The sequence below is a fragment of the Paenibacillus sp. FSL R5-0923 genome (assembly GCF_038009145.1).
Classification (GTDB): domain Bacteria; phylum Bacillota; class Bacilli; order Paenibacillales; family Paenibacillaceae; genus Paenibacillus_AQ.
The window spans coordinates 2824469-2849739 of the sequence record NZ_JBBPAT010000001.1; the positions used below are offsets into that span (position 1 = coordinate 2824469).

The following is a 25271-nucleotide window of genomic DNA, read 5'->3' on the forward strand; positions in this document are numbered from 1 at the left end:
TACCTGCTAACACAGCACAATGGATTTAAGGTTACGTTCTACTGTATTTGATGAAGGGGTTGTTGTGAAATGGCAGATCATTTAAACAGAATTCTGGTAGTGGATGATGAGGAACGCATTCGCCGCCTGCTAAAGATGTATCTTGAAAAAGAAGGTTATGAAATCGACGAAGCTGAAGATGGCGAAATCGCTCTTCGCAAAGCAACAGCAAATGACTACGGTCTAATTTTGCTGGATGTTATGCTGCCTGGCATTGATGGAATGGAAGTGCTGACCCGACTCAGAGGGGTCAAATCGACACCTGTCTTAATGCTTACAGCTAAAGGCGAAGAGATTAATCGTGTACAGGGCTTTGAAATGGGCGCGGATGATTATGTCGTGAAGCCATTTAGTCCTCGCGAAGTGATTTATCGCGTGAAGGCCATTATGCGCCGTTCTTCAGCAACAGCATTTTTGTCCAAAGAGAGCAACTCCAGTAATAACATTGTATTCACTCATCTTATTATTGAGCATGACGCACACCGAGTAACTGCTGGCGGTGAAGAAGTGAGTCTGACACCGAAAGAATACGAACTGCTGCATTATTTGGCGATTTCACCGGATAAAGTGTTCTCTCGTGAAGAACTCCTTAAAGATGTTTGGAATTATGAGTTTTTCGGAGATTTGCGTACAGTCGATACTCATGTTAAGCGTCTTCGTGAAAAACTGAATAAAGTATCACCGGAATCCGCGGCGATGATTACAACTGTATGGGGTGTAGGCTACAAACTTGAGGTACCTAAATAAGTGAACTTCTGGAGAAGTCTTGTCGGCAAGCTGTGGGTCACGATCATCTGCCTGGTCGCTGTCGTGCTTATTACACTCGGGTTGTTTCTACTTCCCTATATCGACAGCAACTTTGCTAATTCCGGCGATATCAAACGTTTATTTATGTATACGTGCATGATCGGATTTTCTTTGACGACATTCTTCGCGTTGTTCTTGTTTACCAAGATCACTCAACCGATGCAACGTGTCATCGAGGCTGCAAACAACATTCGACGTGGTGAATACGGAACAAGGCTGACGCTGGTCACAAGTGACGAGATTGGCCAATTGGCGACTTCCTTTAACCATATGGCTGAGGAGTTGGAAGAGAATATTCGCAGTCTGCACCATGAGAAGGGCCATCTATCCAGTGTATTACGCAGCATGAGTGATGCTGTAATCACCTTTGACATCGAAGGCCAGATTATTCTGACCAATCCGCATGGTCAATCGCTACTTGAGAGCTGGAGCGATTTAGAGTGGGAACAAGAGAGTGACATTGAACCTCATACGGAAACGGCTGAGAGTAATGTTCCACCTCCCCTGCGTCCTTTATTTTTGAGCACGTTGAAACAAGGCGGCGATGAGCGTTCTAATGTACATGTCCGGCAGGGCGTGTGGTCCGTCCATATGGCACCTTTATATTCTGAGGGGAGCATTCGTGGAGTGGTTGCTGTTCTGCGTGATGTGACTGAAGAAGTGCGACTCGAAAAAATGCGCCGTGACTTCGTGGCAAACGTCTCTCATGAGATTCGGACGCCATTATCGATGATGCAAGGTTATAGTGAGGCTTTACTTGACGGCATGGCTTCTTCACCAGAGGAAAGCAGTGAACTGATTCAGGTCATTCATGATGAATCGCTCCGTATGGGACGTCTTGTAAAGGATCTGCTCGACCTTGCGCGAATGGAAGCTGGACATACGGATATGCTGAAGGCAGAAGTAGATGTGAACGAACTGCTGGAACGAGTGTATCGTAAATTTTCCGTACGTGCGAAAGAGCGTGATATTCATCTGCAGCTAAATAAAGAGAGCGATGTCCTTGTTCTTAAGGCAGCGGATGAAGATAAGCTTGAGCAGGTCTTAACCAATTTGCTCGATAATGCTTTTCGTCATACGCAGGGTGGCAAGAAGATCACAGTTCATACAGGAACTTGTGTCTTAGAAGGGCGTCGCTATTTTGAAATTAAAATTCAGGATGAAGGCGTCGGCATTCCGCAGGAAGATCTGCCTTATATATTTGATCGTTTCTACAAAGCCGATAAGGCACGTGTACGGGGAGAATCAGGTGGAACGGGACTCGGGCTTGCGATTGTTAAAAATATTGTTGAGTCGCATCACGGAACCATTTCAGCTTCCAGTAAGTTGGGCGAAAGTACAACCTTTACCCTGAGACTTCCTGTCGAAAAACAGTAATTCCAAACACAATGTGTGATAGCGCCTCTGACAGCAGAGGTGCTTTTTGTTGAAACAAACACATTAATCTTGTTCATCGTGGAACATATCTCATTGTTTATGCTTGGGAGGCCATCAAATGATTTTATCTTTAGACCAAGGGACTACTAGTTCACGAGCCATAGTGTTCGATGAGGACGCTAGAATCGTCTCACAAGGGCAATATGAGGTTGAACAATCTTTCCCACACCCTGGCTGGGTGGAGCATGACCCAGAGCAAATCTGGGCGTCACAGCTTGCAGCTGCAAGAGATGCGATTACTCAGGGCGGGATAACGAATCAGGAAATATATTCCATTGGAATTACAAATCAGAGGGAAACGGCCCTGATCTGGGATAGAGCAACAGGCAAGCCGATTTATCCTGCGATTGTGTGGCAGGACAGACGTACTGCAGAGCTGTGTGAAGAGATCAAGAGTAAGGGGTTAGAGGGACTCATTGCTAGCAAGACGGGACTCGTTGTGGATGCTTATTTTTCTGCAACAAAATTCTCCTGGATTCTGGATCATGTAGACGGCGCACGAGAGCGGGCGAATAATGGCGAGCTACTAGCTGGGACAGTAGACAGCTGGCTAATCTGGAAGCTTACTGGCGGGGCTGTACATGCTACTGATGTAACTAATGCATCGCGTACGATGCTATATAATCTTCATGAGCGCTGCTGGGACGAAGAGCTAATGGAGGAGCTTCGTGTACCACGCTCCATCCTGCCAGAAGTGAGGATGTCCGGTAGTGAATTTGGAGCAGCAGACGCGCAGTGGTTCGGGACAGAAATACCTATTCACTCTGTATTGGGGGATCAACAAGCTGCTTTGTTTGGACATACTTGTCTTGAACCTGGCAGTGCCAAAAACACATATGGAACTGGATGCTTTATTCTGATGAATACAGGTACAGAAGCTGTAGTCTCCAGTCATGGGTTGTTGACTACTGTAGCTTGGGGAATGGGGGATGAACTCTATTATGCACTCGAGGGCAGTGTGTTTGTAGCTGGAGCGGCTGTACAATGGCTTCAGGAGGGGTTAGGACTCATAACGGAGCCGGCAGGCTCGGAAGACAAAGCACGGGAAGTAGAGGACAGTGAAGGGGTTGTCGTCGTACCTGCTTTTACTGGACTAGGTGCCCCTTATTGGGATATGTATGCACGTGGAGCAGTTTTCGGTCTAACTAGAGGAACCACCTCGGGGCATTTGGTAAGAGCAACGTTAGAGGCATTAGCATTTCAGTCTAGAGATGTAATTGGGGCGATGGAAAAAGATGCAGGCATGCCATTGACCGGACTTCGTGTAGATGGTGGAGCGGTTCGTAATGATTTGCTGATGCAGTTCCAGTCTGATATCCTCGGTAGTGAAGTTACTCGAACTACATATGCGGAGACGACTGCGCTGGGAGCAGCACTTCTGGCTGGATTAACCTCAGGAGTCTGGACAAGAGAGCAGCTAGAAAGCTTTAACAAAGCTGAGAGGGTCTTTTCACCTGTAATGGGTATAGAAGAGCGTGAAAGACGTTACAACGCCTGGAAAGACGCTGTAGCGCGTACCATGGGCTGGGAAAAACATGAAAGATATCAGTGATCAGGGAGATGCATATGTCTATGTTTAATGGAACAGAATCTGATCTACCGAGTGGACTATCTAAGCCTGCACTTCGAGCACTTCATGGTGCTGGGTATACACAGATTCACCAAATCAGTATGCTCACTGAGTCAGAGCTTCTGCAGCTCCATGGGATGGGACCAAAAGGGATTGATGTACTACGGCGTGCGCTCACTGAAAAGGGGTTATCCTTTGCCAGCGAGTCCTAAAGAACAGATCAACCTAAAAAGCGGCAAGCTAAGGATAATCCTTGGCCTGCCGCTTTTTAGGTTGTAACGCTTAATATTCAATAACAAATGCTACGTTTTGCCATCCAGCGCCCACTGTCCAGAACAGAACTTTATCTCCGCGTTCGATCTTTCCTGTAGTAATAGCTTTGTGTAGAGCGATAAACGGGCTACTGGTTGAGGTGTATCCGAATTCATCACCTATGTAAACCGCAACCTCACGATCAATACCCACTTTTTCACAAACACCAACGATATTAGGCAGTGAAAGCTGTGAGAAACAGGCCGCTTTAATAGATTCAGGCGCTATGTTGTTATCAGATAGAAGCGTGCGAATCGATTCAGAAGCAGCATCTACGCAAATGGAATCATCAAATGGAATGAATTTCACATTGAATTCTCCAGCCGCGACGCCTTTTCTACCCAGATTAGCCAAGCCTTCAGCCGGGAACATGGAGTTGCCGTAAACGCATGTGTCTGTTTGATAGACAGAATCAATGAAGCCTACCGCATTATCATCGCGCACAAGAAGGACTGCCGCAGCTGCATCACCGAAGTTAGCATAATAGACAGGATCATTCTTATCTGCATGAGGTGCTACATAATCGGATCCGATGACCAAAGCACGTTTAATTCTAGGATTGGCTTGCATTTGACGGCTCACCTGTTCTACGGAAGCAGTCATACCTGCACAGTTAGCGTTGCTATCTATACAAATTGTATGGGATGCGCCGTTAATTAAACGGTGAATCATTAAAGAGTTAGTAGGAAAGATATATTCAGGAGTTTGACTTGCATAGGCAATAAGATCGATATCAGCGCCAGTGAGACCATTTTTATCCAACACATTACTGGCAGCCTCAAAAGCCATCGTAAGAGAATTTTCTTCCTCATTCTTAATGCTATAGCGCGTATCACGACCTAAAGTGGTCAGTAGACCTCGGATATCAATACCCTTTTCGTCAAAATGCTTAATAAAAAAGTCGTTATCAACTTTATTACTAGGATGATAGATATCAATGTCTTGAATACGAATTCCGGTCATATGAATGAATCCTCCTGAAAAACTCTATAGTTTTTTTAGTTATAAGAAGAATTAAGCTGTAACGGTGGAAATGATCTCGATGTTTTCTAGTCCTGCTTTACGACCCAGACGAGCAAGCTGCATTTTAAGAATTGGGTTATTCTCAAGGGTTAGATTTACTTTTACAAATCCATCATTCTTAAACATTACGAAGCAACCTTCCAAAAGAGGCACAACATCAGGAGCAGTTACGTTTAGCTTTCTGCAGTCGATTTGTAATTCATAGTCAGCTGGAGTGATAGGATTAATAGTTTGTTGATAAGCTTGGATAGATTTCAGACCATCTTCTTCAGAAAATGTTCCTTCCAGCTCAATATTGATCACTTTTTTAGTAGTGTCTGTCTTTAAAATAAACTGTCCCACGTTAACATCTCCCGATATTTTAATTTTACTGAAAATAGTTACTTTATTTCTTCAATCGTTTCGAGAAGAATATTAAAAGCGGTGATGATTCTAGGTGCCCCTATAGCGGGTACTAAGTGTAATAGAATACCTTTGAGTTGTTCTACAGTAACTCCCACACGAAGAGCCATGACATAATGAACACCCAATTGATCAAACTGACCCATCGAAATCAGGGCAGAGATAACTGCGATTTCCTTCCAGTCAGCTTCGATTGTGTTGCGTTGAAAAATATCGCCGTAGGCATTCCCCATAATAAATTCAGCCAAATCGGGGAAATGTTCTTTAATCGGAGCCAGTGCTTTAGCTCCGTAGTCTCCAGAGAGATTCGTGAAGTGGTTCAGACCACTGTTTACATTGTCTTTCATAAGTGACCTCCTAATTTAGGTTCAAAGTACGGTGAGCAGTCGGAGGGACCTCATCACGGTCTGTTAACAGTTCAATGACGGCAACACGGTTGATGGCAACAGCGTCCTTGATGGCTGTTTTGAACTCCTCCGCTGTCTCACATTTGTAACCCGTAGCGCCTAGTGATTCTGCGAATTTCACAGCATCCATAGGGACTTCGTAGATAGTTCCGTCAATACGTCCTGTAGTTTTTTCCATACCTTTTAGAGCCATATCTAGCTGTTTATTATTCACAACAATGAATATGACAGGAATATCCTTGCAGACAGCAGCGTTAATCTCTGCGCCTAGCATCATAAAGCAGCCATCTCCTGTAATGCAGAAGATCGTTTCTTCTGGAGCAGCAACCTTTGCACCAATCGCCATTCCGATGGAATTACCCATACAAGCAAAGTAAGCATCGAAAACAAAACTGCCCGGTTTCTTAACCTTGTACCATTTCGCAGCATGGAAACCGTGACTTCCATCATCAACAAAGACTGTGCTGTTATAAGGAATCAAATCACTCATCGTACTCAAGACCGATGCAAGTGAAAGGTTTGGTAAAATCGGAGGCTCTTCGGTATAATCGGAATTTGTCGGTGCTTCGCGTTTTGTGATGTTGTTCGTGTCAATATTATTGAGATAGTAAACTAGATTGTCCCGTAGATCTCCAGTCACTGGAATCGTATTAGAGAACAATATTTTTCCGACAAAAGTCGGATCGCTATCAAACTGAATTAATGTTGCAGGATGATTTTCCCTTTTAAGATTACAAATAGTCATATCACTTAAACGTGACCCGAGAACGATAAATAGATCACTTTGATTCAGCAAGTCATCCCCATGGGTACAACCGCCTACTCCAATTGGACCGTGATAGAGTGGATGATCCCAAGCTATAGCCCCTTTACCACCTGGAGATGTAACTACAGGAATATTAAATGTTTCCGCTAATTGAATTAGCTCACTATGTGCTCCTGAGCGGTTAACGCCTTTACCCGCGATAATTATTGGATTCTTAGAGTTATTTATAGCATCAAGTACACGGTCGATATTAGCATGGCTAACCAGTGATTCGCGTTCAGGGATTACAATATTACATTCCTCTAGCAATTCCGTTTGTACATCAAAGGGAATACAAAGGTGAACTGGACCACGATTACCGCTCAAAGCAATGGATATGGCATGATTAAAGATTGTGTTAAAGTGATCTCCACGTTCAATAAGCTTGCTATATAAGGTGGCAGGTCTAAACATATCAGCTAAATCAGCTAGAAAAGAAGTAGAGTCCTGACATTGGGGAATTCCAAGCTCTTTAATAGATTGATGGCCAGTAATAAATAGGACAGGTAGGTTGTTAGCCTTAGCATGTGCTGCTGCAGTTAATAGGTTTGTTCCACCAGGACCTGAAGTACCAAAAGCTACACCTAGTTTTCCAGTTTTAAGCGCATACCCGGCTGCTTCGAAGCCGGAACTGGACTCATGTCTCCCAGGAATAAATTCAATACCGTAATCTACCATTTTAAGAACAATAGGACAAATGGATTTCCCAATAATACCAAAGGAATGGGTAACACCTAGGTTCCGTAGTGCTTCCGACATGTAATCTGCGACTGTCTTCAAAAAATACACCTCACAAGTTGATTGTTATTTTAAAATCAAACATTAGAAAACCTGTGCTCTGAATTAGGGCACAGGTTGGTGGCATAAATCGCCATAGAGACTGAACAATTGTTCAGTCGTCTTGGTTTTCTGCAACCTGGCAGTCATGGCCTCTGATTAAAAATGAGGCTGTAGATCCATGGTTTTGCGTCATCCTCTTTCGAAGATTTTGCCAATATTAATTTTAAAATTTATAAGAAGAATTTTCCTTTACAATATATTCCTAGAGTACCTTTGTCAATATATTTTCGCAAATTAACTCGAATTTTGACGAAAGTCTTGTCCAACCTATGAAATAATAGATATAAAAAAACTCCCCCTAAGTCAAAACTTAGGAGGAGTTTTTGGACTTGTTTATATGATTTGCAAGTGACTTAAAACTTGAAAATATGGATAGTCTTCTGTAGATTAAACACAGCCTGTGTCATTTTCTCAGTTTCTTCAGCGACGGACTGCAGGGCATTAATTTGTTCATTCATAGCGGCGGATACTTCCTCGGTGCCGGCAGCGGTTTGCTGTGTGATTGCAGAGATATTCTCTATTGCACTTGAGATTTTCAAGGCACTTTCCAACATCAGATCACTTTCAGCAGAGAAGGAAGAGATTTGCTCGGTAATATACTGCACACTTTGCACAATTTGAGCAAAGATATGAGCAGATTGAGTGATCATCTCATTCTGTACCTGTACGACTTCTTCGTTGATAGCGATATTGTCAATCGCTTGTTTGATATCAGTTTCGATGCTCCGAACTAAGCCAAAGACTTCCTTCGTTGAAGCCGTTGATTCTTCGGCAAGTTTACGAACCTCCTGTGCGACTACAGCAAATCCTCGACCATGCTCTCCGGCGCGTGCTGCTTCGATGGAGGCATTCAGCGATAAGAGGTTGGTCTGCTCAGCGATCTCTGTGATGGTTTTTGTAATCATCGTAATTCCGCGAGCATTATGAGACAGGGCTTCGATAGTATCAGCTACTTTTTGAGTAGCCTGGATGTTTTTGCGCATGCCTTCAGCTTGAGTATCAACGGACTGCCGTCCTTGTTCAACTAGTTCTAATGTATGTATTGAACGTCTGTTCATTTCTTTCGTTGAGTTCGTATAATTGGATACTTTATTCTCAATATCTTTAATGGATTCTGTCATTTCAGCGATATCCGTAGATATTTCATTTGCACCAAGAGCTAGCTCGTTAGACGAAGAGGCTACCTGTGCCATGACAATTTTCAAATTCTGATTCTTATCTTCGATTCCACGGCTTGCATCCATAACTTGACGAGTGATTTGTGATGCTTCTGTCAAAATCTTCTTGAGCTTGTCAATCATAGTATTAAAGGAACGACTTACGTCCCCCATAGACCCGTTCTCATCGGCTCTACTAGTAAAATCCCCTTTTGAAATACTATGAGATACATTCGCGATGTCATCAAAAGAAGATGTAAGCGTTCTCTCGATAAAGCGGGCCACGGGGAAAGTTAGAGCAGCAAGAACTACGATTAGAACAATACCCAAAATAATGTTGCCTAAGATCATAAAAGTAACTAAAACAGGAATAGCAAATAGTGCGGCAACGAGGTAACATCCGGCAACAATTCTTTGTTTTAACGGAAGTTTATGCATCCAGTTCATTGGTATAATGTCCTCCTTATTAATATTATGTATTGGTGTTATTATATGGGATTTAAAGGTGATTGGTCTATAGTAAGAACTGACATAAATCTTCTTTTCGGAGTAGTTCTTTAGATTTCGTGTCAAAAATCCTCATAAATAGCGGAAATTTTTGCGATAGCAGACTTTACCATCTCTAAAAGTTCTTGCGGTGAAAGTACAATAACCGAGGGACTAAAAGAAAGGATTATCCGGCAGGCCGACTCGATCGTATTAAATTCGGCATCTACGTTTACCCACTCTGCTTTGCTAGTTGGCTCTATCAATTGGACAGAGACGAATCTTTCTCGCTGTAATTCTTTTAAGATAGAGGTTCTAACCCTTAGCTTTACTTGATACTTTGGCAGTGCTGCTTTAAAGGCAGTGGTGGACTCTTCCCAGTACTGTTTTAAATCAAAGTCATCAGGTCTTTTAAACCACTCATGAGTCTCCTCAACGTTAACTAATCTGGACACACGAAAGGTCCGTAGTTCATCTTTGCTTTTGGCTACGACATACCATACTCCGCGTTTTGCAACTAACCCAAGAGGTTCAATGAAACGGACCGTTGTCTCGTTGCTCCGGAGATAAGTGATTTTTACTTTGCGGTCCTCCCAAAGTGCTCTCTGCATTACAGAAAGGAACGGATAAGTCTCATCCGAAGGATGCCAACTGGCGCCATCAATATGAATACGCTCGCTTAGGTAATTTGCTGGGTTACTAAGTCGATGTGAGGATGCAGCCTCTAGTTTGAGAAGAGCGGAAGAGTAGTCGTCTTGTATCCCCAGATCCTTCATTATAGATGCGTCAGCGGACAGAAGCAGTGAACCAATCTCTTGTGGCTTCATTCCCGTTAGGGAGGTTCGGTACCCTTCAGTAAGCATCCAACCTCCTTCACGACCACGTTCAGCTAAAATGGGTATTCCTGAAGCACTTAATGCTTCCATATCACGAAACACAGTTCGTTCTGATACCTCGAGTGTTTGGGCCAATTCTCTAGAAGTCATTTTTCCACGATTTTGCAACAGAAGTAATATTGATAACAAACGGTCGGCTCTCATTAGGCTATTGTACCTCCTCGAATTATTGATTAGACGATCACCATTAATCATTTCTAAATCATGATTATATTATATATGTCAGTTGATGTCATATATACGGGCTATACTTATAAAACGTAAGGAATGTTCACAGAATATTGAAATCCGAATTCAGGTGGAAAGGGTTGAGGGCTATGACATTGAAAGGGAAAGTCGCATTGGTTACCGGGAGCAGCAGAGGTGCTGGGAGAGGGATCGCTCTAGAACTAGCAAGAAGAGGTGCTTTTGTCTATATTACAGGGAGGACCACAGATGTATCCGTCACAGAGCATATTAAGGGGAGCATAGATAGCGTACTTAGAGAAATAAAAGAGAGTGGAGGTTCTGGTGCGGTAATACGATGTGACCATACGAAGGATCAAGAAACAGAAGCAGTGATCCGCCAGATCGCTGAAGAGCAAGGTCGGCTCGATATCTTAGTTAACAACGTATGGGGAGGCAATGATTTAGCTATCGAGCAGAAGCCTTTTTGGGAGCTGCCTACAGCTCATTGGGACAATATGTTTAATGCCGGTGTGAGAGCACAGATGATCACAAATTATTACGCAATTCCCTTGATGCGCAAGGCAAAAACTGGTGGTCTAATTATCCATACAACCTTCTGGGATCATTATAAATATTTAGGCAACTTTTATTATGATCTTTCTAAAAATGCACTTTTACGTATGGCTTTCGGATTGTCGAAGGAGTTAAAGGATGACGGCATTGCGGTTATGCCACTTTCACCTGGATGGATGAGAACAGAAGCGGTTCTAGAAGCCATGAATACAGATGAGGAACATTGGCAAGAAGTTGAGGAACTGAAAATGAGTGAATCGACGACATATATTGGTCGAGCAGTGACTGCACTAGCCGCTGATCTAGAGGTTATGTCTATGTCCGGTGAGCCACAGCAGGTTGGAAAGCTTGCTGAAAAATATGGTTTTACAGATATTGATGGAAGGATAATCCCTTCGTTCATAATATAGGAAGAAAAAGATTCGTAAAATATAAGAAAGGCCACTCCAATACATTCTGGAATGGCCTTTCTATATTATAGATTAAAGAAGGATGATTTCTTCAGCAGTGTTAATTTCTGGTAAACCAGCGAGTTTCACAAGGACTTGCTTAGGAACGGCTTTGTCAACGGTCAGCAGCATGATTGCAGCGCCCCCAACAATTTTACGTCCCACTTGCATGGAAGCGATGTTTACATCGTTCTCACCAAGCAATGTACCCACGAGTCCGATAATCCCTACTTTGTCGTTATGGGATACAAAGATTTGATGACCTTCAGGAGCAATATCAACTGGGAACTTATTCACTTGAACAATCCGTTCTCCGTAACCTTGCAGCAGGGTGCCGGCAACAAGATACTCTTGGTCACGATCAGCTTTTAGAGTAACAGTAATCAGGTTGGTAAAGCCTTTAGTTTTAGAAGCTTTAGTTATTACTACGTTCACGTCGCGTGTTTTCGCTAAATGCATGGAGTTTACGATATTAACGTCCTCTGCAAAGTGGCGGGAGAGCACACCTTTTACAATGTAGCGGGTTAGTGGTTGGGTATCTACATCCGAAAGATCACCAGCGTATTCAACATGGATCTCACGGATAGCAGCAGCTGCAATTTGGGTAACAAAGCTGCCCAGTTTTTCCCCAAGCGTGAAGTAAGGTTGAAGCTTATTCATTACACTTGGAGCCACTGGAGGAATGTTGACCGCGTTAATGAACGGTTCATTACGCAGAATATGCAACACTTGCTCCGAAACATCGATCGCCACATTTTCTTGAGCTTCAATCGTAGAAGCGCCAAGGTGAGGAGTCACGATGATTTTTGGATGAGACAGGAAAGGATGATCTGCTTGCGGCGGCTCTTTCTCGAATACGTCGAACGCAGCGCCAGCAACAATACCGCTATCTATAGCTTCTACTAATGCCATTTCATCAATTACACCACCACGTGCACAGTTGATGATGCGCATTCCCTTTTTCATCACTTCGAATTGTGGGCGAGAAATCATATGGCGTGTTTCCGGAGTAAGTGGAGTGTGCACAGTAATGAAGTCTGCTCCGCGAACAACATCGTCTACGGAAGCCAATTTAACTTCCATCTTTTCAGCACGTTCAGCTGTTAGGAAAGGATCAAAAGCAAGAATTTCCATACCGAAAGCTTTAGCACGTTTAGCCACTTCGCTACCGATTCTGCCCATTCCGAGTACACCTAAAGTTTTGCCACGAAGCTCTACACCTACGAATGTTTTTCTATCCCAGGTTCCACCGATTGTTTTTGCATAAGCTTGTGGAATATGACGGGCCAGAGCCATCATCATTGCGAAAGCATGCTCACAAGTCGTAATTGTATTTCCATCAGGAGCATTGATTACAACAATACCACGCTTTGTTGCAGCATCCAGTTTGATATTATCTACACCAACACCTGCACGACCAATTACTTTTAGATTTTTTCCTGCTTCGATGATTTTGTCTGTTACAGTAGTTTGACTGCGGACAAGGAGACCATCGTATTCACCGATAATTGCAATGAGTTCGTCTTCGCTGAGTCCTGTTTTTTTGTCAACAACTACATCTTCTGCGTCCATCAATTGCTGAATGCCCAAATCACTGATTGGATCCGATACTAATACTTTAAACATGGTTTCTTATCCCCCTTAAAGTTGAAAAGCTTTATATGTCGAGGACGCCTTTTTGGGCAATCCACAATACCTGAAGATTCACGAACTAGTAGAGAAAAAACATGCGATAATAGTAGATCAACGCGGTGTCGCATAAAAGAAGCTGCGTGCAGAAGTACCGCGGAATCGGTAACTTTGGGCAAAAGGATAGTATAGATTAGGTATTTAGAAATTAAAAAAACTCCCGACCCCCATACTACTGCCGTAGTAAGGGACGAGAGTTATCTTCGTGGTACCACCCTAATTCACTGCAACTTGGAAGAAGCAGCCTCATTGGCCTGCAAAGGCCACACTGGTAACGGAGTTGATCCGATTGCACCTACTTTAAGGTTCGATACAATATCTCAGGAGCGCTAAAGACATCTGTTTGTCACCGGTTTGCACCAACCACCGGCTCTCTGAAGACTTCCAGAATCTTTGTTCCATCATCGTTTTTGATTGATTAATTTTTTCATAATGTAACACGGTAATGTAGATGTGTCAATAGGCTTTGAAAGTATGCTTTCTTGAAGTGAACTTCATTTTTCGTTATGATTCAATGACTGGTTCTATTCATAAAAAAACGGGAGCTGTGGAATCGTCTCCTTGCTATAGTACTGCTCTCGCCACTTCATAAAATCCTCTACCTGTATAGCACCTGTGGAAATAAGCAGGGTTACTGAGGACTGAACATCCGTAAGATTCAATGAACTGGCTGTACCAGAATGTATCAAATCGTCTATTTTTGCAGTAATGTCCTGAGGATCGTAGGCTGCAAAAATTCCGCGATTTAACATCATATCAGCGATGGATGCGTTCTTTTGAAGGAGAGGCATTTTTTTCCACTGGATAAAGGACATGGTCTTTAGCTCACCAGCAACAGAAGGGATTTTCTGGTTTGTCTTAGAGCCCCACTTTAGCATAGAATCATAAAAGTTCTTTTGTGCGAGCAATCCGAATTTAACCGCACCGGCAGTATAAGGATCATTTTTCAGCAATTTTGCCGTCTCTGCACCAGATGCACTTGCACTTATTTCACCAGAAGCTTTTGAGAATAAAGTTAAGCTTTTGAGTATGTTTAGCTGTGATTGATGTAATAAGGGAGAGTCGGAAAAGATAGAGTCCTGGTTAACTCTTTCATATTGTTTATCTGCTAGAAGGCTAAGATTCTTCATAGCTGCTGCATTTACACGGGCATCTGTACTGCGTGCCAACTTGTCCACTTGTGTGTTCCAATTCTGCTTGAATTCCCGATAAGGCAAAAATACGTTATGATAGAAAGTAACAAGATCCTTCTGTTGGTAAGAGCCCGTGAATTCTTCTAATCCATATCCATTACTGCTCTTTTGTTGCTCATATTTAGCTTCCGTTTTGTCTGCGCCAACCTTGACGCCTGTGAAAAATGCGGCGAAGGCGCAAATAAGGAAAAACAAAAAAAATAGAGTGTACAACATTTGTGTACGGGAGTTACGTTGGCTCATAATAAGTGCTCCTTTTTCTGGGGGAATTATCCTATGTATTATGTATTGATAGCAACATTATGGACGGTTTCTCTTTCGGAGCTGCCCCAAAAAATTAAAGAACAGGCAGGTCACGATGAAAAAATTCAAATTTGGCGAGATTAAGATAAAAAAAGTAGAGCCAGGTCAGTTAACAGACCGTCTTCTGCTCCTCAATCTCTACATTACTCAGGGGCTTACATTAATTATCGGTTTGATATGGATATTATTTCAGAAAAGAAATCCTTTTCAGCTATTAATTTTTCCAGAAAACGTACATTTTGTGGCATGGGGTCTTGGACTTGCTGCTGTAATGCTGGTAGTTGATTATTTATTGACTCATATTGTACCTGAAGAAAGTATGGATGACGGGGGAATAAACGACCTTTTATTTCGAAATCGGCCCGTATGGCACATTGTTGTAATTGCAGCTATGGTATCGATCTGTGAAGAGCTTCTGTTCAGAGGAGCCATTCAGTATTCCATTGGTCCTTATTGGACGAGTATTTTGTTTGCTCTTATTCATGTTCGCTATTTGCGCCACTTTGTACCTACCGGATGGGTGTTCTTAAGCAGCTATGGTCTTGGATATATATACATTCAATCAGGAAGCCTATGGGCACCTATACTATGTCATTTCTTCATCGACCTTTTCTCTGGTCTGGTGATCCGCTACAGGAGGGAATCATGAGTGAGGAATTGAGCCGGTTGAAGTCTCGTCAGAAAAAGCGCAGTGGCGAAGGCAAAACTTCTGGCAAAAGTAAAAAAACGAATCCGCGATCGGAGGGGGCTCCTAGAAAGAGCAATCATTCCCGGACAACAACGGCAACTTTATCAAGGAAAGCGCGCCGTCCGGCAGCTTCTGCGAAGGGATCTAGCGCTGGAAACAAAGAGCAGGAAGAATCTGTTCCATCACGTTCGAATACGTATTCATCAGAACGTGTTCGGCTTAGTAAAATGTTTGTTAACTCTCTGATTTTCATTTTTGTAATATTGCTGGTAGCGCTCCTCTGGTGGGGAATCGAAGGGGCGCCGCCTTTGAGTACTTTATGGTGATTTTTTGGATTTGGGGATTGGTTGTGGTTGTGCTTTTGATTGCGCTAATCATTGCAGTGATTATGGTGAGTAACGCCTTTAGAAGCAGAATTATTACCGAGGAAATAATTTTGAAGTCGCTCCCAGATGAGTTTGATGGATTTCGTCTCTTATTTATAACTGATATCCATCGCCGCCGCCTTCCAACAGCACTGCTGACTCCGTTAAAGGGAAAGGTGGGTGCTGTTTTATTAGGCGGTGATCTAACGGAAAAAAACAGTCCTCTGGATCGACTGACTGATAATATGACTTTAGTGACTTCTATTGCTCCTACCTATGTAGTACATGGAAATCATGATTATCGAGCTGATATTTCACTAATTGATCAGATTATCCGGGGCAGTGGTGCAAAGCTGTTAATGGATGAGAATGTGCGTATTGAACGTGAGGGAGCTTCTCTTTGGTTAACGGGAGTGGATTTTCCGAAAAAGGGTGGTAACACTTCTTATCGTCCATTACCTGAACTAACGTCACGTGCTTCTTCAATAAATAACACTTGTCGTATCATTCTTGTTCACGATCCGCTCTGGTTGTCCAAACGTCAAAGTGTGCCAGCGGATCTGATATTAGCAGGCCACACGCATGGAGGGCAGGTCATTCTTCCTTTTTTGGGTCAAAGACATGTGGAAAATTTCTATCATAAATATGATGCGGGAATGTTTCAATGGCCCAGAAGAGATGGGACAGGAAGGGATGCGAAGCTGCTGATTAGCAGAGGGTTTGGAACCTCTCACTTGCCGATCCGCTGGGGAAGTCCTGCTGAGATGCACGTGCTAACGCTCCGTAAAGAAAAACATTAGAAAATTGTCTTTGTACCGATTGAACGGGTGGACAAAAAAACAGGTAATCTCCTTTCCATCAAGGGGATTACCTGTTTTTATTTATCCTAATTAGGAATTAGCGCATCTTAAGCTCAATACTGCGAGGATCTACAAAGCTATAACCCTTGCCTTCAAGAGTAGTAAGCAGTTTATCCAACGCTTCAACTGTCCAAGGTAGCTCATGCATCAGAATATTACTGCCAGAATGCAATTGATCCGTCACATTTTTGATTAACTTATCTGTTTTTCCGGTTTCTTTCTCTTTCATTTCCCAGTCCAGTGATCCATTGGACCAGGTCATATACAACATCCCATTCTCAGCGGAAATCTTCTTCCCTACATCTCCGCCAGCACCATGTGGGGGACGGAAAAACTGAGGGGCTTCACCAATAATCTCCTTGACCGCATTTTGAACGTCTTCGATTTGCTTTTTGACCTCAGTGTAAGACTTGTCCTTCAACACAATATGATCCCAGCTATGGTTGCCGATAATCCCTCCGCGGTTATGAATTAACTCTAGAAGCTCGGGATGCGCTTTAACGCGGTATCCATTCACGAAGAAGATCGCTTTGGCCTGATGTTTGTCCAGAACATCCATTAACGGATTAATCATTTCCGCATCTTTGGGACCGTCATCAAAAGTGAGTAACACGACTTTTTTATTTGTAGTTTCCTTATTTGGGACGATGTCGTAATTTTTGTTCATATGGTACAGCAGTGGAATTTCAGCGGAGGCTTCATCCTTACTGGCTGTATTATTACTACCTGTAGTTCCTCCATCTGCTGACGCTTCAGGGGTAGGGCTGGCTGTAACTTCAGGGGAAGGCGCTGTAGTTTCTGCGCTCTGTGTAGCTGCCGCCGTAGGCGTATTGTTTGTGGTGTTTGTATCCTCGGCTGTCTTTCCATTCGCACCGCTGTTGCCACAGGCTGTCAGCAGTAAGGTAGCCAGTAGGAGCACTGATGTCATTTTACCCACTTTTTTCAACTCGCTTTCTTCTTATTAGGTTGCATGAGCGGCAATCTTTCCGCGAACACTAAACATGATTTTACCATACAAGGAGGCTGGAAATATGAATACTTCGTCATTTTTATGTGGGGTGCTGATGGGCGTCGCAGCCAGTATGATTATGTCCAAAAAGCGGAATTCTCTAATGTCTTCGCTGGGGCAATCGGGCGGTTCCATGAGTGGAGCAGCAGATAAAGCAAAAGAAAAAATAATTGGTATGGCTACGACAGGGTTTGGAAACACTGCTGCTTCAAGCAGCAATGCAAGCAGCAATGCTCAAAGTAATGGTTCGAACAGCGGAACCTCTGAGCATAAAACGGAATCACCGGCAAAATCAAAAGAATCCAATCTCAAATTACTGAAGGATTTCATTCGCAACAATCCTGAAGTGAAGAGCGAAGTGGAGCAAATTCTTAAAGAAACGCATACTGCCATACCGGGATTGTAACCGTAAAGGACTCCTTCAGAATCATTTTGAGGATGAAATATTCCGCAGAATGATTCTTTTTTATATTCAAGGGCTTGAAAATGGTTTATGAATTAGAATAAGCTCTTCAGTAGTGGCAATGCTTTAAGAGGATTTTATATATTTATTTTCGTGCATTTATCTCTGCAAAATGATAACATACATACATAGTAACCATTTTTGGCTCATTACTCGGGACTCATCATACATTATAATAAATGAGCTTGCAAAAGGAGGATCCTGTCATGAGAATAGAGCGATTAAGTCAAGATAAGATACGGATTTTCCTCACTTTTGACGACCTGAGCGAGCGGGGCATCCAGAAGGAAGACATGTGGCAGGAAGTTCCCAAGGTTCATGACCTGTTTACGGAGATGATGGACCAAGCATATAGTGAACTAGGTTTTGATGCTACCGGTCCGCTTGCCGTAGAAGTTTTCGCATTGCCCGCCCAAGGCATGGTCGTTATAGTGACCCGAGGAAAATATGATCACCATCAGTACGGTGCGTCCGGGGAAGAAGAATTGCCAGAAGAGATTTACGAAATGGAAGTTACTCTTGAACAAAGCGACTCCATTGTATATGCATTCCGCGATTTCGAGGTTCTTGTTGAAGCGGCCCATGTGCTCATTGGTAATATTACTTCCCAGGGGAAACTGTATTCTTATAACAATAAATGGTATCTGTACTTCGATCCTAAGGAATTTGAAGAAACAGCGTTGTCAGGTCTTGTTGGCGTACTAGCTGAGTTTGGAGATTCCTCACCGGTTACTGAAGCTGTCCTCGATGAATACGGGAAGACAGTAATGCCGGAGAATGCAGTCCAGTTATTGTGCACTCATTTTAAGCGTCAGGATTAAATAGCATGATAGGGCTGATAAGCATCATTTTAGCTGATTAGCCCTATTCTTGTTCTTGATGGTATGGCGGTCATTCTTGAATTAAAGCTGTTATCTGCCTTGCTGTAATCAGCAGAATAAGGCGCTAGGGATATAGGGAGGTTATTCGGTGCTCGTGTTATCGGTTATTTCGTCGGCAGTAGCGCCGGGACTTGCTCTGCTGACCTTTTTTTATTTGAAAGATAAGTATGATCAAGAACCGCTTCATATCGTTATTAAGGTATTCCTGCTAGGCCTTCTGATTGTATTCCCTGTTATGATCATTCAGAGAGGACTAATGCTGGGACTGAATGGCGGTCCTTATGTGGAATCGTTTCTCATATCCGCTGGCGTGGAAGAATGTCTAAAATGGTTTGTGCTTTACCATATGATTTACAATCACACCGAATTTGACGAGCCATATGATGGGATACTATACGCCGTAGCGATTTCGCTCGGCTTCGCAACAATAGAAAATATAATGTACGCTTGGTATAGCAATGCATCAATCGGTTCCATGTTCCTGAGAGCTCTGCTTCCGGTTTCTGGACACGCTATGTTTGGTGTAATCATGGGCTATCATTTAGGGAGAGCCAAGTTCTCAAAAGGAGCTAAAACAAAAGGGATTCTGTTAATTTCTATCTTGCTGCCATGGTTGTGGCATGGGATTTATGACTTTATTTTGAGTACGACAGCTAACTACTGGATATGGTTTATTGTTCCTCTGATGGCTATTCTATGGTACGGAGGGATGGGGAAAGTGGATAGGGCGAATAGCCGGTCCCCTTTCCGCTTTCTGAAACGAGAAGAAGAGGTTAACCTATAATCGAGATGGACACACTTATATTCAAAGGATTGTTCCTTAGCGGGAGATTCCAGAGAGGAGAGAGGTGTCTTTTTTTGCGTATAAAAGTCCGTATACTTTGCAAACAATGCGGTGAGACCTACATATTAAGAGGGATAAAAGAGCAGGGTGTGATTCAAACCGGCTTTAAGCAATGCCTTTGCAGTAATAGCAGTGGCTTTGAAATTGAAGAGAGAGCATAAGCGCTATGCTATGCAAATTTGGAGTGAAATCCCTCTATTCAAACACTTTAGTCATATTGTGTTACAGAAGGGTGCATAAGACTCCTAGTTTATTGTCAAACTAACGCCAATAAGCTATCGAAAGGAGTCTTGTAGCCCTATGTACAAAAGATTAAGTGCTGTAATGTTCCCGCTGACTGCGCTGCTGTTAATTGGAGCGCTCGTGTGGGGTTATCAGGAGAATCAGGAGAAGAATGCGATCCTAATTAAGGCGGAGAACCAATATCAGCGTGCCTTTCATGATTTGTCTTACCATGTGGAGCGTCTTCATGGAGAGCTGGGAAACACACTAGCTGTTAACTCCGCTTCTAACGGGATGCACCGCAAAGGACTTGTTAATGTGTGGCGGATGACCAGTGAGGCGCAAAATGAAATTAATCAGTTGCCACTCACATTACTGCCATTTAGCAAAACGGAGGAGTTTCTGTCCAAAATCTCAAACTTTTCTTATAAAGCTGGGATTCGTGATTTCGCTAAGAAGCCTTTGACAGATGGTGAATTGAGCAATTTAAAAGCATTGTATAAGAGCTCTGGAGAAATCTCAAAAGATTTGCAAGATGTTCAGAATAAAGTGATTGGTAGCCGTTTGCGCTGGATGGATGTTGAAACCGCATTGGCTACAGAGAATAAGGCAGAAGATAATTCGATTATTGACGGCTTTAAGTCGGTGGACAAACGTGTCGAAGGTTACCCTGACCTGGATTGGGGTCCTTCAGTTGCAAGCATTTACGATAAACGCTCTGTAAAAATGCTCGGAGGTACCCCTGTTTCAGTTGAAGATATCAAACGTAAAGCCATTAAGTTTGCTAATGCAGGCTCGAATGCTAAGGTAGACGTTAAAGAAAACGGAAAAAATACGAAGTGGCCTTCTTATACGGCTACAGTCAGTGGTACGAATAATAAGCAGATTATCAGTATGGATTTCACCAAAAATGGTGGTTTACTGATCTCTTATTACGATAACCGTGAGATAGGACCTGCTAAGGTGACCCTAGAAGAAGCAGTTTCCAAGGCAGAGCAGTTTCTTAAGAAAAAAGGATATCCTCATATGACTGCGGTTAATGCTGACCGTTATGATAATATCGGGAATTTAACCTTTGTAACGAGCCAAAATGATGTCTTGATTTATCCTGAGAAAATGACGATCCGTATTGGACTTGATACTGGGACAGCGGTTGGATTTGAGGCTAGCGAATATGTCAATGAGCATAAGGACAATCGTAAAATTCCAAAGCCAAAGCTGACTCTGGCGGAAGCGAAGAAATTTCTGAATTCGGATTTCAATGAGAATTACCATCGCATGGCGTGGATTAAAAATGATGACTCCGTAGAAGTCTTGACTTACGAATTTGGCGGAGAGGTAAATGGTACTCAGTATCGTATTTATCTTAATGCGGACGACGGCATTGAAGAGTCCGTGGAAGAAATCAGGCCTTCTTCAGGGGTAGAACAAAAGTGAAAAAACAGGGCGCATCCATTATTTGGATGAGCCCTGTTTTATTTTTGAAATTCAAATAATATTTATCTCATTGGGTGATATTCCCATGCTATAATCATTGTTAACTATACTGATTTGGCGGTGACATCTTTGTATCCTAAAATTAATGAATATCTATACATACAGGTTGCTTCCAGTGACGCTGCTGAAGCAGAAGTTGAATATAGATCGAGAATTGCAGAGACAGAAGACGACGCATTCCTGATTGAAATTCCTATGCAGGAGAGTGACGGTCGTCTGAAACGACTTTTTATGGGGGACGAGCTTTCGGTTTATTTTATTACTGAGGGTGGCATTAAAAATTACTTTAATACTCATGTTCTCGGGTTTAAAGAAGATGTAATTCGTATGGTCCGGATACAAAAACCAGAGGCGGATTCGATTTTCAAAATTCAGAGACGAAGCTTTTTTCGGGTGAATGCAGATCTTGAATTAGCTGTGAAGGATAGCTTTGGCAAAAGATTCCTTGTACGTACAGATGATATCGGCGGCGGAGGAACGTCTTTCTTGGTGGATCACCAAGTGAAGCTCGAGGTGGGAGCGAAATTATCCTGCTGGGTTCTAGTGCCTTATCGAAATGGTAGTATTGAGCATGTGGACTTTGAAGGTGAAGTGGTTCGGATTAAAAAGCTTGAAAACGGACGCCAATTGGCCATGCTGAAATTTGTGGCTATTACGGATAATGAGCGTCAGAAAATAATACGTTACTGCTTTGAACGACAGTTTGATTTCCGCAACCGATAGGCATTTTTCTTAGCTCTATTAAGTGTTCTGATTTTGCACTGAAGTATAAACTGTGGTATAATTTTATAAGTCGCAGGCAATGCCTGCTTTTTTCTTGATAATATCATCAAGCATATCCATTTGTATGTGCTCCTTGATATTGCAGGAACGAACTTGACATCGCTAGATGCTTTTCTTATGAAAGAGTGTTTGAGGAGGAATGCCCCGTTGGATAGGCAGGGTACACATACTTACGACAGAATTAACGTCGCCATCGACGGACCTGCCGGGGCAGGCAAGAGTACTGTAGCCCGATTGGTAGCCCAGAAGTTGTCTTATATTTATGTCGATACAGGCGCAATGTACCGGGCAATCACCTGGTATATGATCCGAGAAGGCATAGAACCGGAAGATCAGAATCAAGTGAACCAGAAAGTTCACGATATGGTTATTGAGCTTATTCCGGAAAAAGACATCCAGAAGGTGCTGATTAATGGGGAAGACGTAACGCCGCATATTCGGAGTCTTCAGGTTAGCGGCCTTGTGTCGCAGTATTCGAAGATCGAAGGTGTAAGGTCCAGACTGAGTCATTTGCAGCGTCAGATGGCGCTTCGCAAAGGCGTTGTAATGGATGGCCGCGATATCGGTACGACCGTGCTGCCCGATGCCGAAGTAAAGATTTTTATGACGGCAAGTGTGGAAGAAAGAGCTCTCCGTCGTTATAAGGAATTGAGAGACGCGGAATCGGTGACGCTTCAGCAGCTTGAACATGATATTGCACAGCGGGATCGTCTGGATGAAGGACGGGAGATTTCACCGCTGCGACGTGCGGAAGATGCGATTCTTCTCGACACGACCTTTATGGATATCGATCAAGTCGTGGAGGCCATTGTATCCCATTGTAGATCTCATGTTGACGGGGAGAGAAATCATTTATGATTTATGTATTTTGCCGAGGATTGCTTCGCTTGATTTACGCAATTGTTTTCCCGCTTAAGATTGTGGGGGAAGAGAATGTGCCAAAGGAGGGCGGGGTGCTGCTCTGTGCCAACCATATTAGTTTGCTGGATCCGATGACTATCGGGATTAAGTTAGACCGTCAAGTAAAGTATATGGCTAAGGCAGAACTTTTTGAGGTTCCTGTGCTTGGCTGGCTCATTAACAAATTGGGTGCTTTTCCGGTCAAACGTGGTGGTGTAAGCAAAGAATCCATTAAAACGGCCCTTAACACACTTCGTGGTGGTAATGTCATGGGTATCTTCCCGGAGGGTACGCGTAACTCTGACGCCGGAGTTGCCAAGAAAGGTGCTGCAAGCTTTGCACTTCGAAGCGGTGCTGCAGTTGTTCCAGCCGCTATTGTCGGTGAGTACAAACCCTTTCGACGGATGGTTGTAGTCTATGGGGCTCCTATAGATCTCAGTCAATTTGCCGGTGCAGGAAGTGAATCTCTCGAGGCTGTTACCGATGTCATTATGGAACGCATCAATGAGATGAAGAAGTCGGGTATACCAACTGTTGGTTAAGGGATAAACGGAATCACAAATTTCGTCCTGTGCTATGATTAAATAACGGCATAGTCGCTATTTTTTGGAACATACTATCTTCAAGCGTAATTTGTAATACCAAGCAATGCTTGTTTTGAACTCTGCTATACGCAGGTTTAAATAAATGGGGTTTTGAATCGAGGAGGCTAATCACATGTCTGAAGAAATTAAAAATCAGGAAACTACGGAGAGCAATGAAACCGTAGAAGCGGTGGAATCCGCTGTGACAGAAAATAACGGAGCTGTAGAAGAAGTTGCTGCCGTTAACGAAGAAGAAGTGACTAACCAAGCTGACTTGGAAATCATTTCTCTGAAAAAAGGCGATACCGTGAAAGGAACAATCGTCAAAATTGAAGATAACCAAGCTTATGTAAGCATTGGATATAAATACGACGGTGTGATTCCGATTCGCGAATTGTCCGCAGTACAACTGGACAACGCTGCTGCAGCAGTAGAAGTTGGACAGGAAGTAGAATGTAAAGTTGTTAGCATCAACGACAACAAGGAAAGCCTTGTTCTTTCCAAACGTGCTGTTGATAGCGAAAAATCATGGGAAGATCTTGAGAAGTACTTTGCTTCCCAAGAAGCTTTCGAAGTTACTGTGGCTGACGTTGTTAAAGGCGGTCTAGTAGCTGATGTTGGAGCACGTGGATTTATCCCAGCTTCCATGGTTGAGCGTCACTTCGTTGAAGATTTCAGCGATTACAAAGGCCGTACCCTTCGCGTTAAAGTGAAAGAACTTGACCGTGAGAACAGCAAAGTAATCCTGTCCGCTAAAGAAGTTCTTGAAGAAGAGTTCGAAGCTAATAAGCTTAAAATTATGGCTGAACTGTCTGAAGGTCAAATCATTGAAGGTACCGTACAACGTCTGACCCAATTCGGCGCATTTGTTGATGTTGGCGGAGTTGACGGTCTTGTACACGTATCCGAAATCGCTTGGAATCACGTAGAGAAGCCTTCTGATGTAGTTTCTGAAGGTGATAAAGTACGTGTTAAAGTACTTAAGGTTGATCCTGAAAAAGGAAAAATCAGCCTGAGCATTAAAGCTGCTGCTCCAGGTCCTTGGGACTCTGCTGCTGGCGAAATCAACATCGGTGATGTTGTAACAGGCGTTGTAAAACGTCTTGTGAACTTCGGAGCATTCGTTGAATTGCTTCCAGGTGTGGAAGGTCTTGTGCACATTTCACAAATCTCCCACAAACACATTGCTACTCCACACGAAGTATTGAAAGAAGGACAAGAAGTACAAGTGAAAGTACTGGACTTCAATCCATCCGAGAAACGTGTTAGCCTGAGCATCAAAGAAACTGAAGAAGCTCCAGCACCTACTGCTAGACCTGAACGCAGCAACAGCAGAGACAGAGCTCCTAAAGAAGTATTGAATAACCCTAACGTTTCTCTAAGCAACGAAGGCCTTAGCTTTACGCTTGCTGAACGTTTTGGAGACAAGTTGGACAAATTCAAAGGTAATAACTAATCCTGCTTTTTGAATATACGGGTAAAGTAATCGGCGAGCCCTCGATACGGGGGTTCGCCGATTCTCTTTTTCCAGTGACAGAAAGATTTATTGGAACTAACATGAGTGTTAGCCAATTTTAATGTTTTTTGCTATGATGAGTATCGTAAGGATGACAGGAGGA

Annotated in this window: 25 protein-coding genes, 1 riboswitch and 1 other annotated feature; of the genes, 16 read left to right on the forward strand and 9 right to left on the reverse strand. The window is 43.1% G+C overall.

All coding sequences use genetic code 11. From position 1 onward, the window contains the following. Positions 1–69 precede the first annotated feature (69 nt). The 4 genes from MKX35_RS12495 (at position 70) to MKX35_RS12510 (ending at position 4065) form a co-directional block, all read left to right on the forward strand. On the forward strand, positions 70–786 hold the full coding sequence (locus MKX35_RS12495; protein ID WP_036676174.1) for a response regulator transcription factor: 717 nt from the start codon (positions 70–72) through the stop codon (positions 784–786). After that, positions 787–2223, forward strand: a complete 1437-nt coding sequence (locus tag MKX35_RS12500; protein WP_076284549.1) for an ATP-binding protein — start codon at positions 787–789, stop codon at positions 2221–2223. Between the two features lie 118 nt (positions 2224–2341). Then, on the forward strand, positions 2342–3835 hold the full coding sequence (gene glpK, locus MKX35_RS12505) for a glycerol kinase GlpK (RefSeq protein ID WP_218641859.1): 1494 nt from the start codon (positions 2342–2344) through the stop codon (positions 3833–3835). A 14-nt stretch (positions 3836–3849) separates the two neighbouring features. Beyond that, positions 3850–4065 (forward strand): DNA-binding protein, encoded by a 216-nt coding sequence (locus MKX35_RS12510; RefSeq protein ID WP_179086697.1) that lies wholly within the window; start codon positions 3850–3852, stop codon positions 4063–4065. A gap of 70 nt (positions 4066–4135) precedes the next feature. Here the strand turns inward: MKX35_RS12510 and MKX35_RS12515 are convergent, their stop codons facing one another. The 6 genes from MKX35_RS12515 to MKX35_RS12540 form a co-directional block, all read right to left on the reverse strand. After that, on the reverse strand, positions 4136–5128 hold the full coding sequence (locus MKX35_RS12515; RefSeq protein ID WP_076299564.1) for a ketoacyl-ACP synthase III: 993 nt from the start codon (positions 5126–5128) through the stop codon (positions 4136–4138). 51 nt (positions 5129–5179) lie between these two features. Next, positions 5180–5530: a hypothetical protein gene (locus MKX35_RS12520; RefSeq protein ID WP_076284551.1), complete on the reverse strand. Its 351-nt coding sequence runs from the start codon at positions 5528–5530 to the stop codon at positions 5180–5182. Between the two features lie 38 nt (positions 5531–5568). Next, a complete protein-coding gene (locus tag MKX35_RS12525; RefSeq protein WP_042129622.1) occupies positions 5569–5937 on the reverse strand; it encodes a carboxymuconolactone decarboxylase family protein in 369 nt (122 codons plus the stop codon). A gap of 10 nt (positions 5938–5947) precedes the next feature. After that, complete coding sequence (locus MKX35_RS12530) at positions 5948–7591, reverse strand: thiamine pyrophosphate-binding protein (RefSeq protein ID WP_081382889.1); 1644 nt, start codon at positions 7589–7591, stop codon at positions 5948–5950. A 118-nt stretch (positions 7592–7709) separates the two neighbouring features. After that, positions 7710–7805: riboswitch (cyclic di-GMP riboswitch) on the reverse strand. A 190-nt stretch (positions 7806–7995) separates the two neighbouring features. Next, positions 7996–9246, reverse strand: coding sequence for a methyl-accepting chemotaxis protein (locus MKX35_RS12535; RefSeq protein ID WP_042190241.1), 1251 nt, complete (start codon positions 9244–9246; stop codon positions 7996–7998). A gap of 122 nt (positions 9247–9368) precedes the next feature. Continuing rightward, entirely contained in the window at positions 9369–10325 is a 957-nt protein-coding gene (locus MKX35_RS12540; protein WP_076299566.1) for a helix-turn-helix transcriptional regulator, read from the reverse strand. A 173-nt stretch (positions 10326–10498) separates the two neighbouring features. Here MKX35_RS12540 and MKX35_RS12545 point away from each other — a divergent pair, with 173 nt between their 5' ends. Then, complete coding sequence (locus MKX35_RS12545) at positions 10499–11332, forward strand: SDR family NAD(P)-dependent oxidoreductase (protein ID WP_076299567.1); 834 nt, start codon at positions 10499–10501, stop codon at positions 11330–11332. A gap of 72 nt (positions 11333–11404) precedes the next feature. Here MKX35_RS12545 and serA read toward each other — a convergent pair whose 3' ends face one another. Next, positions 11405–12997 (reverse strand): phosphoglycerate dehydrogenase, encoded by a 1593-nt coding sequence (gene serA, locus MKX35_RS12550; RefSeq protein ID WP_076284555.1) that lies wholly within the window; start codon positions 12995–12997, stop codon positions 11405–11407. A gap of 246 nt (positions 12998–13243) precedes the next feature. Beyond that, positions 13244–13474, reverse strand: a binding site (T-box leader). Between the two features lie 110 nt (positions 13475–13584). Next, positions 13585–14496 (reverse strand): hypothetical protein, encoded by a 912-nt coding sequence (locus MKX35_RS12555; protein ID WP_042190235.1) that lies wholly within the window; start codon positions 14494–14496, stop codon positions 13585–13587. Between the two features lie 115 nt (positions 14497–14611). On the opposite strand from MKX35_RS12555, the gene MKX35_RS12560 reads away from it, so the two are divergent. Genes MKX35_RS12560 through MKX35_RS12570 form a run of 3 tightly spaced genes read left to right on the forward strand, consistent with a single transcriptional unit; the run spans position 14612 to position 16409 of the window. Then, complete coding sequence (locus tag MKX35_RS12560; RefSeq protein ID WP_042190233.1) at positions 14612–15205, forward strand: CPBP family intramembrane glutamic endopeptidase; 594 nt, start codon at positions 14612–14614, stop codon at positions 15203–15205. After that, complete coding sequence (locus tag MKX35_RS12565) at positions 15202–15570, forward strand: hypothetical protein (RefSeq protein ID WP_076299568.1); 369 nt, start codon at positions 15202–15204, stop codon at positions 15568–15570. Before MKX35_RS12560 ends, MKX35_RS12565 begins: the two co-directional genes overlap by 4 nt. Then, positions 15564–16409, forward strand: a complete 846-nt coding sequence (locus MKX35_RS12570) for a metallophosphoesterase (protein WP_076299569.1) — start codon at positions 15564–15566, stop codon at positions 16407–16409. The genes MKX35_RS12565 and MKX35_RS12570 overlap by 7 nt, the downstream gene beginning before the upstream one ends. Before the next feature lie 97 nt (positions 16410–16506). Here MKX35_RS12570 and MKX35_RS12575 read toward each other — a convergent pair whose 3' ends face one another. After that, positions 16507–17397: a polysaccharide deacetylase family protein gene (locus MKX35_RS12575; RefSeq protein ID WP_179086699.1), complete on the reverse strand. Its 891-nt coding sequence runs from the start codon at positions 17395–17397 to the stop codon at positions 16507–16509. A 103-nt stretch (positions 17398–17500) separates the two neighbouring features. On the opposite strand from MKX35_RS12575, the gene MKX35_RS12580 reads away from it, so the two are divergent. The 8 genes from MKX35_RS12580 to rpsA all read left to right on the forward strand — a co-directional run bounded on the left by MKX35_RS12580 (position 17501) and on the right by rpsA (position 25108). Beyond that, positions 17501–17884, forward strand: a complete 384-nt coding sequence (locus MKX35_RS12580) for a hypothetical protein (protein ID WP_076299570.1) — start codon at positions 17501–17503, stop codon at positions 17882–17884. 263 nt (positions 17885–18147) lie between these two features. Next, the gene (locus tag MKX35_RS12585) at positions 18148–18762 is read left to right on the forward strand and encodes a genetic competence negative regulator (protein ID WP_042190227.1); all 615 of its coding nucleotides are present in this window, start codon (positions 18148–18150) and stop codon (positions 18760–18762) included. Positions 18763–18910: 148 nt separating this feature from the next. Beyond that, positions 18911–19606, forward strand: coding sequence for a glutamic-type intramembrane protease PrsW (gene prsW, locus MKX35_RS12590; RefSeq protein ID WP_042129603.1), 696 nt, complete (start codon positions 18911–18913; stop codon positions 19604–19606). Between the two features lie 360 nt (positions 19607–19966). Then, on the forward strand, positions 19967–21325 hold the full coding sequence (gene ypeB, locus MKX35_RS12595; RefSeq protein ID WP_076299571.1) for a germination protein YpeB: 1359 nt from the start codon (positions 19967–19969) through the stop codon (positions 21323–21325). A 129-nt stretch (positions 21326–21454) separates the two neighbouring features. Then, positions 21455–22108, forward strand: a complete 654-nt coding sequence (locus tag MKX35_RS12600; RefSeq protein ID WP_042190221.1) for a flagellar brake protein — start codon at positions 21455–21457, stop codon at positions 22106–22108. Positions 22109–22315: 207 nt separating this feature from the next. Next, positions 22316–23026, forward strand: a complete 711-nt coding sequence (gene cmk, locus MKX35_RS12605; protein WP_231573321.1) for a (d)CMP kinase — start codon at positions 22316–22318, stop codon at positions 23024–23026. Further along, complete coding sequence (locus MKX35_RS12610; protein WP_042190219.1) at positions 23023–23610, forward strand: lysophospholipid acyltransferase family protein; 588 nt, start codon at positions 23023–23025, stop codon at positions 23608–23610. The genes cmk and MKX35_RS12610 overlap by 4 nt, the downstream gene beginning before the upstream one ends. Before the next feature lie 175 nt (positions 23611–23785). Continuing rightward, positions 23786–25108, forward strand: a complete 1323-nt coding sequence (gene rpsA / locus MKX35_RS12615) for a 30S ribosomal protein S1 (protein ID WP_256716304.1) — start codon at positions 23786–23788, stop codon at positions 25106–25108. Positions 25109–25271 lie beyond the last annotated feature (163 nt).